Source organism: Rossellomorea vietnamensis, assembly GCF_025398035.1.
Classification (GTDB): Bacteria; Bacillota; Bacilli; order Bacillales; family Bacillaceae_B; genus Rossellomorea; species Rossellomorea vietnamensis_B.
The window spans coordinates 224,670-237,000 of sequence record NZ_CP104558.1 but is presented as its reverse complement, the minus strand read 5'-3'; the positions used below and the strand labels follow the sequence as shown (position 1 = coordinate 237,000).

Genomic DNA, 12,331 nt, shown 5'->3' with positions numbered 1-12,331 from the left:
AACATGATCCTCCTTGATTTTCCTTATCTATTATACAGGATACGATTCGTCCGGAGAATAAAAAAAAGGGGAAGCCCATTATGATCTGAGCTTCACCCGGACGATCATCTATTTTCTTTCATAGATCCTGAATTCATAGTCGTAAGGATTCTTCTCGTCCCTGACACCCTTTTCCGATGAGATACAGGTGAATTCTTCCCAAGGGATGGCCGGCATGGTCGTATCCCCTTCAAATTCATGATGGATCTGTGTGACATATAGTCTTTCTACATGGGGGATGAACTGTTGATATATTTCTCTTCCACCCATGATAAAGATTTCTCTGTCTTTTTCTTTAGACCACTCCAGAATTTCCTCAACAGAATGCATCACAAGGCAGCCTTCTTGTTGAAATGCTGTATTTCTGGTCAAAATGACATTTTCACGATTTGGCAGCGGCTTACCGATGGAATCGAAAGTCTTTCTCCCCATGACGATGGCATGTCCGTTCGTCGTCTTTTTAAAGAATTTCAGATCCTCAGGCAGTCTCCAAGGTAATCCATTATCTTTCCCGATCAGCTGATTCTGATCCATCGCCCAAATAAACGAGATCATACACTCACGACCCCTTTGATATGCGGATGGGGATCGTATCCTTCCAGTTTGAAATCTTCGAAAGTGAAATGGAATATGTCCTTCACTTCAGGATTGATTACAAGCTTCGGCAACGATTTAGGCTCTCTTGAAAGCTGTAAGTTCACTTGATCTATATGATTCTGATAGATATGCACGTCTCCGAATGTATGGACGAATTCACCTGCTTCCAGATCACAAGCCTGTGCAACCATCATCGTTAAGAGAGCATATGAGGCAATATTAAACGGAACACCAAGGAATACATCGGCAGATCGTTGATATAACTGACAGGATAACTTACCATCTGCCACGTAGAATTGGAACAGGCAGTGACAAGGAGGTAAAGCCATGTGATCCACATCAGCGACATTCCATGCGCTGACGATCATCCTTCTGGAATCAGGATTATGTTTGATCGTTTCGATGAGGTTTGTGATCTGATCGATCGTTTCACCGTTCGCACCTGACCAAGATCTCCACTGGTGACCGTAAACAGGTCCCAATTCACCATTCTCATCTGCCCATTCATTCCAGATACGGACTCCGTTTTCCTGTAGATACGCTACGTTGGTATCCCCTTTTAAGAACCAAAGCAGTTCATGGATGATGGATTTGACATGCAATTTCTTCGTTGTAAGAAGAGGGAATCCCTCCTGTAAGTCAAAACGCATCTGGTAACCGAACGTACTGATCGTACCCGTCCCCGTCCGATCCTCTTTCTTTGTCCCATTTTCCAGTACATGTTTGCACAAGTCTAAATACTGCTTCACAGTGACCACACCTTTTACTAGTTTATAGTTCTTTAAAAAATCGATATGTTGCGGGTGCTTTTTCTTTCAGTAGATTCCTAGTTTCGGGATTCAAATAGTACATCGCAAATGTTTCTGCAAAATATTCTTCTTTATATTGAAGGAAATATTCTTCACCCGGGAAAACCCGGGGTGCTTCCCTTTTCCAAAGGGGTAGGAATTCCAGCTCATAATACAGATCCGTCAACACGTACCGATCAATGCTATGGGCGAACTCATGAAGTTCCAGATTATATGAGTTGTGCCCTTTTCCTTTCCCGCTATGACCGATCTTTACTAAAACAAGCTTGGAACCACCTATTCCAGGAACATCATCCCACGTGATACTTTTATTAGTGTACCCTCTCGGGGTGACTCCTTTCAAGTGACTTGTGGTAGAAAAATCGGTTAACTTGGTTTGAAATAATCGAATCTTGATATTCTGAGATTCGGCGGACTCCAACAGCGATGTCGGAATATGATCCAGTCGCTTGATCATAGCACCGGCCTCTTCTTGATCAAACGTCGTTTCTGGTAAGAGGATCATATTTTCCAGTTGCTCACTGGATTGAAGGTTTACATGCGTTTTAAGGGGTGAGTGTTTTAAGAGGGTACCATCGTAAGTAGCATTTGTATGAGTCCAGAGAATGACAAGAGTGACTATAATCAGAAGGATGATGAAGGTACGTTTCACATTGATCCCTCCTTTTTCTTATGATCCGACAACGATACAATTATTACTATTTTACCATAATGATAGACCCGATTTCAGAGAGTAATATTTCCATTTCTTACAATGAGCAGAAAAAAGCAAGCACGTTCATCACCGTGCTTGCTTTGATTACTATTGATATATGGTAAATCAAGACACGCTCATCCATTGAGGTGGGGTGTTTTTGTCCCAAAAAATGCTTCCGAGTTCATGGTGTGCCTGGAATTGATCGTGCACCGTATGGTAGTGAAAGTTGAAATAATAGCCATCTTTTGGTGGATGGTCTTTTCTTACATGAAAACGAATGATATCTTCACCGGAACGCTCGTCATAAATATGAAAGATCTTTTCTGTTTTAGCATATTGAGGTACTTCTGAAATGGTAAGGGACGTTAAGTCTTCTTCCGGAAACTCTGTTGCTGTATCCGCTATCGCCTTTTCAATTTTTGGAAGGATTAACGATCTGAATTCATTCTCTATGACAGGCTTGATCTTGGTCCCGAATTTTTCATATGCATTTTTTTCTGCTTGTACCAGCATCGTTTCAATGAATACATCATGGGTCAGGGCAGACTCTTCTTCCCTAGTTTCCTCTGGAGTCGATTCCACGGTGGAAGGCTTGCCATTATTTTTGGCAAGGGCATGATTTTCTTCATTCAGGAAGGCCTGTGATGGTGAAACAAGTCCAAATGTCAGGATGGATAGTAAGATGAAAAACGATTTCTTGAGCCAGATCGACATAGATAACGTCCTTTCCTATGTATTACGTCTATTATTATACTACTTCTTACGATTAAAAAGTGAAAAAGGTTTCATTTTTTTGTAGGATATAAAAATCTTTATGTGGTAGTATAATAATGAGGATACTTTGTAAGGAGGATAACTAGATGGATACTGGAATTATGATCAATATCGGATACATACTTCTGTTAGGTTATTTTATTGTACTGGGATTCACTGATTGATATTTATGGGATTAGACAGGCGATGGGTGCCTGTCTATTTTATTTGGCCTTTTACAACCGGATGACGCCAAAATGGAATTTGGCTGATGGCCTTTTTATGACTTCAAAGCCCAATTCTTCGAACAGGGGTGATTGATAGTGTTCTTTTAGTACGACCCGCTTTTTGGCCACTCGTTTCGCCTCTTCTATTCCTTCTTTTGTAACCCCTGTATAGCTTGCCCACTGTCTGATGGGATTGATTCCATGTGAGTCGGTCAATGCTTCTTCAAACATGGGATCAATGTAAACGACGTCGAATGCATCATCCCTTAATTTCTTTAGTTCTCCGTCAAAATGTCCATTGAGGACGTTTATACGTTTCATGGCCCGATTTAACGCAGAAAGCGGGGAGTTCCATTCCTGCAGTCCTTGATGAACGATATGGGCAATGAATTTATTCGCTTCAATCCCTGTTACCGACCCTTCTTCCCCTACGATATGACTAGCGATGATGCTATCTGAAGCAAGTCCAAGGGTGCAGTCCAGAAAGCTCATGCCTTCCTTAAGGTCTGCCGCTTCTATGAGTGGATCCTTCTCCCCCCTCATAAGCCTCTTGATTCGGAAGGATGCGGAATTTGGATGGAAAAAGAATGGCTCTCCCTCCCCTTCCCGCGTATGAAGCTCAAGCCTTTCTTTCCCGATGACAAGGCAGTCATCATCAGTTTTTTCCATATGGTGACGGATCGATCTTTTTTCCCTCGGGATATACGCTATTGAAAGGAGATCGGCTGCCTCGTGCGCTTTATCTATTACGTTCTGATTGGTTCTTCCACAAGTGGTGACAAACACGTTAGTGATTCTCCTTTGGATATAAGATTTTCTATCATCTTTTCATTATCCTACCACAAACAAAGAGCGGATGACTCTGTCATCCGCTCTTTGTTTGTGGACTGTTAACAGTTTTCGTTAAATGCAGTCACCAGGTTTGAAATAATGGAAGAAATGTCATGGTCTTCAATTTCTTCCCTGGGGATAAAGTGAACGACCTTATTTCCTTTAAGCAAAGCCATGGACGGTGAAGAAGGTTCGTAACCGTCGAAGTATTCTCTCATCTTGGCAGTCGCTTCTTTGTCCTGTCCTGCAAAAACCGTGACAAGATGGTCAGGGGTCTTATCGTTGTTCATGACGGATTGAGTGGCAGCTGGACGTGCAAGACCAGCTGCACATCCGCAAACAGAGTTAACGACGACAAGGGTCGTTCCTTCTGTGTTTTCCATGTAATTCTCGACTTCCTCTTCTGTACCAAGCTCTTTAAAGCCCGCTTGCGTCAATTCCTGCCTCATCGGCGTAACCAACTGTCTCATATATTCTTCATATGCCATAGACATGCATGATCAATCCTTTCCTGTTTATTGATGACGTGCTTCTGTCATCTGTTTCCAAACCGACCCTTTTGCCTCTTCGCCGCCTTCGATTCGTTCAATGGCCATTTTCACCTGAAGTTTCACTTCAAATTCAGGGTCATTTTCCGCCTCTTTTAAACCAGGGAGGGCAGTTTCATCACCGACTTCATAAAGGAACATGGCCGCGCGCCATCTAACCAATTTACTCTTATCCTTCAAGGCTGCAACCATTTCAGGGATGGCCGCTTGAAAGCCCAGATCAGAAAGACAGTCGCCCGCCGTCCTTCTCACTGTTACGGACCTATCATGCAGTCCTTTGTAGAGCAATGGAAGGACTCTTTCATCTTCAATCATTCCAAGGTACACAACGGCTAATCTGCGGATCGATACTTTCTCGTCCTCGAGGGCTTTTTGAAGGAGAGGTAAGTCGCCCAATGTAGGATCCTCCATCGCATCCAGTTTCTGATACCTGGTTTCCCATTCCGGCGCTTCAAAATCTTCGACGGTCACCTTTTGCTTTTTCTTATAAATGAGTGGTCCCTTGGCATCGTTTGTTTTCTCAGCTTCTTCGATAAGCCCGGAAAGCCTTTCAGTAGGATAGGCCGCCACTAATTCTTCACTCACGTCGCTGCCGATTTCATCCAGTTCACCGTACCGGATGCCGTAATCTTTCCACTTTCTAAGAAGGACGACGTTATCCCCCTCTTTTTGGGCCTGACCAACCGCTTCAAGGAATGAAGAAGGCAGGGAAAAACGCTTTTCTTGTTCCCCGTCTGCCACCTTAACCTGCATGGGAATTCCTTTGAACATCTGCACACTGACATTCACTTCACCGAAGTGTTCCTCCATGTGGGATTCCGTTTTCTCAGCAGCAGTATCTTCACCGAAAGCCTTTCTCACCTGTGGCAATAGCTCTTGCCAATCGAATTTAGCGTTCCGTTCGACGGCCAGGAAGTCGGCAACATGGTAAACCCCTTTCACACCTTCGATGGCCAGGATCTCTTTGATGACGGGAGGGGCCCCCTCCGCTTCACCTTTTTTATAGTTATTGCTCTTCCCGGCCTTCATTTCCTGATCGAGAAGGACTTTCATCGTATTCGGACTTGGAGTAGGTTCAATTGATAGAATCCTCAAGACTGTTACCCCTTTCTCTAAACTATTCGTTTCCATCTTAACACAGTATCCTTGTTGCCTTAAAGAAAGTGACTTATTCGGCAAATTCAGAGAGATAGGTCCACCTCTCAATGAGTCTTTCCAGTTCCTCGTTTAGCTGTTCGCTTTCCTTCATCAACTCTTGTGCCCGCTCGAAGTTGCTGCCGACTTTTTGGAGCTCGGCATCCGCTTCTTCTATTTTAGCTTCAATTCCTGCCATCTTATCTTCAATTTCATCCCACTCTCTTTTTTCCATATAAGAGAGCCTTTTTTTCTCTTTTTCCTTCACTTCTTTAACAGGGACGGTTTCTTTCGTTGAATCTGTCGGCTGCTTCTTACTTAAAGCTTCACTCTTCTCCAGATACTCAGTATATTCCCCGTAATAGAAATCGATCTGAGCATCCCCATTGAATATTAACAGCTGATCTGCTGTTTTATCCAGAAAGTAGCGGTCATGGGAAACAGTGATCACTACACCGGAAAATTCATTGATATAATCTTCAAGAACTGTCAGTGTCTCTGTGTCTAAATCGTTGGTAGGCTCATCCAGAAGCAGGACGTTCGGTTTTGACATTAATAGTTTCAGCAGGAAAAGCCTTCGTTTTTCACCGCCTGACAGCTTTCGGATCAATGTCCCATGGGTGCTCATTGGAAAAAGGAATCTCTCGAGCATGGATGTAACGGAAACTTGTTCACCTTTATCTGTCGTTATATACTCTCCCGCTTCTCTTATATATTCAATCATTCTCATATTTTCATCCAGTTCTTCATGACCCTGGGTATAGTAGGCGATCTTGACGGTCTGTCCTTTGATCAATTCTCCTTTTGTCAGCTCATCGGTCCCTGCAAGGAGATTGAGGAAGGTTGATTTTCCGCTTCCGTTTTTCCCTACTATGCCGATCCGGTCTTTAGGCTTGATCAGAAAAGAGAATTCATTTAAAATCCGCTTGTCTTCAAATTGTTTTGACGCGCCTTTGAACTCATACACCTGCTTGCCTAAACGATTTCCTCCAATCGCCATATCTACTTGTCCATTGGCAGGACCCGATGACATGGTATCTTCCAGATGTTCGAATCGCTGGATACGGGCCTTTTGTTTCGTGGTCCGGGCTTTTGCTCCCCTTCTCATCCATGCAAGCTCTCTCCGGTAAAGATTTTGCTGTTTTTCGGATAATTGGCGTTCCACTTCTTCACGTGAAGCTTTGGCTTCAATAAAGGAAGCATAATTCCCTTTATAGGCATAGAGGCTGCCTCCATCCAATTCAAAGATGCGGTTTGTCACTTTATCAAGGAAATACCGGTCATGTGTAACGATTAAAACCGATCCGTTATACTTCCCCAAGTAGTCCTCCAGCCACTTGATGGACTGGTAATCCAAATGGTTGGTCGGTTCATCCAATATAAGCAGGTCCGGAGTTTCAATGAGAACCCCTGCCAGGGCCACCCGCTTCTTTTGGCCACCGGATAATTCATTCATTTTCTTCCCGAAATCATGAATGCCGAGTTTCGTTAATATGGCTTTTGCATTTGCACTTGCATCCCAGGCATTGAGGAGATCCATTTGCTTTTGTGCTTCAAATAATTCATCTTGCACCCTTGGACTTTCCGGGTTCTTCTCCATCTCCATGAGCACCGTTTCATAGTTTCTCATAGCCTGGATGATCTTCGCTTCTCCGCGGAATACTTGTTGAAGCACCGTTAATTCACCATTAAAAGCGGGTTCCTGTTGAAGATAGGCAATATGATAGTCGTTCGGCTTTGAAAGCTCACCGGTATCATAATCTTCCATTCCGGCTATCAGTTTCAACAGACTTGATTTACCTGTACCGTTCACCCCGATCAGTCCGACTCTTTCCCTCTCCGTAATGGAAAAGGATATATCTTTAAACAGAGTCTTCTCCCCATAGGTTTTGGAAAGATTCTCAGCTGTTAACATTCTCATTCTTGACCAGTCCATTCTTTATTGAATTGCTCTAGAAACCGGAGCAAGAATTCATGGCGTTCTTCTGCCAACATCCTGCCGGTCTCTGTGCACATTAAATCTTTCAACTTCAGTAATTTCTCGTGAAAATGATGGATGCTGGAGCTATCCCCATTTCTGTATTCCTCTATGGTCATATGTTCTCTCACTTGAAAGTCAGGATTATACATCGCTCTGCCTTTCCTGCCCCCATAGGCAAATGTCCTGGCGATGCCGATCGCCCCGATGGCATCAAGGCGATCGGCGTCCCTGACGATTTTCGCTTCGATCGTAGTCAATCCCGCTTCATGACCACCTTTATACGAGATGGAATAGATGATCGATTTCAGTAACGTCATATCATCTTCATTGAGTGTGAGATTCATTAGGATATCATCCAGTTTTTTCTTTCCTTCTTCTTCGCCTGTGAACTTCTCGTCCGGCACATCGTGAAGCAGTGCCGCAAGCTCAATGATATAAGTATGGGAAACCTGCTCTTCCCTCGCGATTCTAAGTGCCTGTTTTCTCACCCGATCTAAATGATACCAATCATGCCCGGTTGATTCACCTATGTACTCTTGTTTTAAATAGTCTATTACTTGGTCCAGCTCTTTACGCTCCACATTTCCACCTTCTCTTCCATTGTACCAAATGATGTTCTACTTTCAGAATAAAAAGGAGTGGATGCCTGAATCTACACATCACTCCTTCTTTCGTTTTTTCATTTACTTTCTGAAAACCAGCTTATACCGATTGTGTTTTCACCAGCATGTACGCCGATCACTGCCCCAAGGGGATAGGCCCCGAATTCAATTTCAGGATAAGCTTGTCTCAGCTGTTCCATCCATTCCAAAGCATCCTCCTGATTTAACCCGTGTAATACAGATACTTTCCCTATTCTCCTATTTGCAAGAGCCAGATTCAACTGGTGGCTCATGCTGCTTAAGCCTTTTTTTATGCTTCTTACCTTGTCTTCCACTTTAAGCTTACCATCTTCAATGGAAAGCATGGGCTTTATCTTCAGAACGCTCCCCAGGAAGAATGACAGGCCGCCCATCCTTCCGCTTTTATGCAGCTGCTCGAGGCTCCCTACCATCACATACGTCTCACAAGAGTTGATTCTTTCTTCAATCGCCTCTTTTATCCCAAGGGGATCTGTACCTTCCTCCGATAAACGTTTACCGTACTGAATCAATTCTGTCAACGGGTTGGAAAGTATTTTCGAGTCGATGCAACTAATATTTGGAGTGGTGTCCTTCAGTAGTTCCGCAGCCTGATAAGCAGACGAAAAGGTACCGCTGAAATGAGACGAAACATGGATGGAGAAGATATAGTCATAGTCCCTTGACAGTTGTTCAAATAATTCCTTAAACCTGCCGATTGAAGGCTGGGAGGTTTTCACTTCCACCTTTTCGTTCCTTAACTTAGCGAACAATTCTTCAGGGGACAGGTCAATGCCGTCCATATACTCCTTCTCCCCGAACAGGATGCTCATCGGAACGACATAGATGTCTTCTTTCCCACTCTCCGATTGATTTGGAACAAATGCAGTACTATCCGTTACCCATGCTATTCTCATGAAAAATTCCCCTTTTTTCTATTTATATGAGATCAACTTAGGACTAGAAGTCCTTTCGGTTCAGTTGTTTCAGTGTGTCTACAGAGAACGATATCATCTGTAATACATCATCCACCATTTCTTCCGTAATCACCCGGTTGAAGGTTAAGATTCCATCGTATGAGGTTCGTTTAACGGAGGACTTCACTTCTTTCCACTCCCAATGTTTATCCTTCCCCCAGGCTTCTTCCAGGATCTCCATTTGACGTTGAAGTTTTTCATCACCTTTATAGACGATGAGAATGTCCGCTCCAGCCGTATTCTTTTCAGTCATCATCTTTCTTTCTGCCAGGAAATGCCCCATATCCGCCTTCAGATGAAACTCGATTGAAAGCGATTTTTCATATGGGAGTGAATAATGGATTTGATAACACCGCTCATAATGAGCAAAATCAAACAAATCCTTCCGATCAAGTATCTGAATATCACCTGTCAAGTCAAGATCGTAGACCGCTCCTTCAAAGATTACCTTTAAGTTATCAAATGCTGTCGGATCAAACATCTTTGCCCTCCTTTCCCTTCTTCATCGTTAAAACAGTCCGATCGCCCTGCCGTCTTCATCTACATCCATTCCGAAGGCAGCCGGTTTTTTCGGCAGTCCGGGCATCGTCATGACTTCACCGGTCAACGCAACGATGAAGCCTGCTCCGATCTTTGGTTTCAGTTCGCGTATCGTGATGGTGAAATTCTCCGGACGGCCGAGTTTTGCCGGATCATCAGAAAGGGAGTACTGCGTCTTGGCCATACAGATCGGGAGAACGCCCCAGCCACGTGTTTCAAACTCTTCCAACTGCTTTCTCGCTTTGACCGTGTACTCCACTCCACTTGCCCCGTATACTTTTTTGGCTATGGTTTCGATTTTCACCTGCAGGGAATCTGACAGTTCATAAAGGGGGGAGAATTCCTTTTTATTCCCTTCGATCTCCTCTAAGACCTTCTGTGCTAAATCGACACCACCTTCTCCGCCTTTAGCCCATACATCCGTTAATGAAACCTTTTTATTCTGGTTTTCACACCACTTGATCAAGGCATGAATTTCATGGTCACTGTCTGCTCTGAACTTGTTGATGGCAATGACAAATGGCACATTGAATTGCTCCAGGGTCTCCATATGCTTCTTCAGATTGGACAATCCTTTTTCCAGGGCCGGAAGATTTTCTATTTGAAGGTCCTCTTTCGACTGGCCACCATGCATTTTTAACGCACGGATGGTGGCAACCAGTACAACCGCATCTGGAGATTTACCTGCAGCACGTGCCTTGATATTCAGAAATTTTTCGGCTCCTAAATCTGCCCCGAACCCGGATTCTGTCACCACATAATCAGCAAGCTTCAAAGCTGTTTTCGTCGCCATGACACTATTGCAGCCGTGAGCTATATTGGCAAATGGACCTCCGTGGATAAGAGCAGGGGAATGCTCGATCGTCTGGACGAGGTTAGGCTTTAGTGCATCCTTCAGCAATAACGTCAGAGCCCCTTCCACACCGAGATCCTCAACGGTCACGGGTTGTTTTATCCGGTTATATGCGACAACCATCTGACCGAGTCTTTTTCTTAATTCTCCGATACTCTGAGATAGACAGAGAACAGCCATGATCTCAGACGCAACTGAGATATCAAAGCCGTCTTCCCGTGGAACCCCCTGTACAGGTCCGCCCAGACCGACGATGATCTGGCGAAGGGAACGATCATTCATATCAATCGATCGTTTCCATACCACTCTTCTTTGATCGATATTCAATTCATTACCTTGATGAATATGATTATCCACTAAGGCAGCCAGGGCATTATTCGCTGTGGAAATGGCATGGATATCCCCAGTGAAGTGGAGGTTGATGTCCTCCATGGGAAGCACTTGTGAATAGCCGCCACCTGTCGCCCCCCCTTTGATCCCCATCGTAGGCCCAAGGGAAGGCTCCCTCATGGCAATGATGGTCTCTTTATTCAATCGGTTCAAAGCATCCCCGAGTCCCACCGTCACTGTCGACTTCCCTTCACCTGCAGGCGTTGGATTGATCGATGTTACGAGGATTAATTTCCCCTCTGAATGGTCTTTCAGTTTATGTATCGATTCAAAGGATATCTTTCCTTTGTACTTACCGTAAAGCTCCACGTCATCTTCTGTCAGGCCGATCTTTTTAGCAATGTCCACGATCGGCAGTAAAGTGGATTGTTGAGCTATCTCGATATCCGATAATACTTTTTTCTTTATTGTAGTCATGGAAGTTCACCCTCTTAGCTTCATTTTTAAAGTAATCGCGGCTTGTCTATTTCTATTGTATCTTTATTTTACACTATAATTGAACACTTTTGCTCTTCCAGCTTCTCCCCTGACGGGAATGATGGCGGATAGTAAAACATGATCGACTCCCGGGACGAGAATCGATCATGTTTATTTTTGAAACATAAATAATGTCGTGAACGTCAAAGCCTGCTTTAATTCATTGGAGAGATTGTCTGTATGCGTCGGTTTCACGCCCTTTTTGTAGATATAGTCTTCACCGACCGTTTTCCATCCTTTATCTTGGGCAAGCTTTTCCAATTCCCACGGCATCATGGTATTACAGATGACCTCTTTACCTTGGAGGCGGGGATAGGCATTTTCCCTCGGATGAGCAGTCGGTCCCAATAATCCGATGCAAATAAATCCATCCTTCCTCACTATCCGTTCAATCTCATTCAATGTGTGTAGAGGATTTTCTGTCCATTCTACCGAATTGATCGCCATCACAGCATCAAATTGACCACCGTCGAAGGGAAGGGAATTCAGATCCCCTTGTACGAAGGACAGATTGTCCCTTTCCTGCTCCTTGGCAAGTTCAATCATGTTCCTTGAGAAGTCCATTCCTGTGACCCAATATCCTTTTTCATACAACAGATAAGATCCATATCCGTCGCCACACCCTAAATCCGCAACGGTTCTTGCTTTCCCTGCGTATTCATGAAAGAAAGGGATGACGGCTTTTCTGCTTCCAGTTGTCCACATTTCGACGCTTTTTGAATGCCAATGATCGGCATTATCTTCCCAACGGGTTTTGGCGCTTGTATGCCATTCTGAACTTTTCATATGTACACCTCAATATTTTTTCTATACTGTTCTATATTCTCAGTCTATCTCCTTAATTCCTGCATGAAAGCA

At 43.9% G+C, this 12,331-nt stretch carries 13 protein-coding genes; all 13 read right to left on the bottom strand.

Translation table 11 applies throughout. The features are described from left to right. Positions 1-108: 108 nt before the first annotated feature. The gene (locus tag N5C46_RS01285; RefSeq protein WP_261750593.1) at positions 109-594 is read right to left on the bottom strand and encodes a dihydrofolate reductase; all 486 of its coding nucleotides are present in this window, start codon (positions 592-594) and stop codon (positions 109-111) included. Beyond that, entirely contained in the window at positions 591-1,385 is a 795-nt protein-coding gene (locus tag N5C46_RS01280; protein WP_261750592.1) for a thymidylate synthase, read from the bottom strand. The genes N5C46_RS01285 and N5C46_RS01280 overlap by 4 nt, the downstream gene beginning before the upstream one ends. A gap of 22 nt (positions 1,386-1,407) precedes the next feature. Next, entirely contained in the window at positions 1,408-2,097 is a 690-nt protein-coding gene (locus N5C46_RS01275) for an anthrax toxin lethal factor-related metalloendopeptidase (RefSeq protein WP_261750591.1), read from the bottom strand. 168 nt (positions 2,098-2,265) lie between these two features. Beyond that, positions 2,266-2,856 carry a YpjP family protein gene (locus N5C46_RS01270; RefSeq protein WP_261750590.1) on the bottom strand — a complete coding sequence of 197 codons (591 nt, stop codon included), beginning with the start codon at positions 2,854-2,856 and terminating at the stop codon, positions 2,266-2,268. 275 nt (positions 2,857-3,131) lie between these two features. Then, on the bottom strand, positions 3,132-3,908 hold the full coding sequence (locus tag N5C46_RS01265) for a class I SAM-dependent methyltransferase (RefSeq protein WP_261750589.1): 777 nt from the start codon (positions 3,906-3,908) through the stop codon (positions 3,132-3,134). Between the two features lie 104 nt (positions 3,909-4,012). Beyond that, positions 4,013-4,447 carry a BrxA/BrxB family bacilliredoxin gene (locus N5C46_RS01260; RefSeq protein ID WP_261750588.1) on the bottom strand — a complete coding sequence of 145 codons (435 nt, stop codon included), beginning with the start codon at positions 4,445-4,447 and terminating at the stop codon, positions 4,013-4,015. Between the two features lie 21 nt (positions 4,448-4,468). Beyond that, positions 4,469-5,596 carry a conserved virulence factor C family protein gene (locus N5C46_RS01255; RefSeq protein ID WP_261750587.1) on the bottom strand — a complete coding sequence of 376 codons (1,128 nt, stop codon included), beginning with the start codon at positions 5,594-5,596 and terminating at the stop codon, positions 4,469-4,471. A gap of 73 nt (positions 5,597-5,669) precedes the next feature. Continuing rightward, a complete protein-coding gene (locus N5C46_RS01250) occupies positions 5,670-7,556 on the bottom strand; it encodes an ABC-F family ATP-binding cassette domain-containing protein (protein WP_261750586.1) in 1,887 nt (628 codons plus the stop codon). Beyond that, positions 7,553-8,197 (bottom strand): HD domain-containing protein, encoded by a 645-nt coding sequence (locus tag N5C46_RS01245; RefSeq protein WP_261750585.1) that lies wholly within the window; start codon positions 8,195-8,197, stop codon positions 7,553-7,555. The genes N5C46_RS01250 and N5C46_RS01245 overlap by 4 nt, the downstream gene beginning before the upstream one ends. Positions 8,198-8,295: 98 nt before the next feature. Further along, the gene (locus N5C46_RS01240) at positions 8,296-9,153 is read right to left on the bottom strand and encodes a DegV family protein (protein WP_261750584.1); all 858 of its coding nucleotides are present in this window, start codon (positions 9,151-9,153) and stop codon (positions 8,296-8,298) included. A gap of 43 nt (positions 9,154-9,196) precedes the next feature. Continuing rightward, a complete protein-coding gene (locus N5C46_RS01235; protein WP_261750583.1) occupies positions 9,197-9,694 on the bottom strand; it encodes a hypothetical protein in 498 nt (165 codons plus the stop codon). A 27-nt stretch (positions 9,695-9,721) separates the two neighbouring features. Continuing rightward, entirely contained in the window at positions 9,722-11,413 is a 1,692-nt protein-coding gene (locus N5C46_RS01230) for a formate--tetrahydrofolate ligase (protein ID WP_261750582.1), read from the bottom strand. A gap of 171 nt (positions 11,414-11,584) precedes the next feature. Continuing rightward, positions 11,585-12,259: a class I SAM-dependent methyltransferase gene (locus N5C46_RS01225; RefSeq protein WP_261750581.1), complete on the bottom strand. Its 675-nt coding sequence runs from the start codon at positions 12,257-12,259 to the stop codon at positions 11,585-11,587. Positions 12,260-12,331 lie beyond the last annotated feature (72 nt).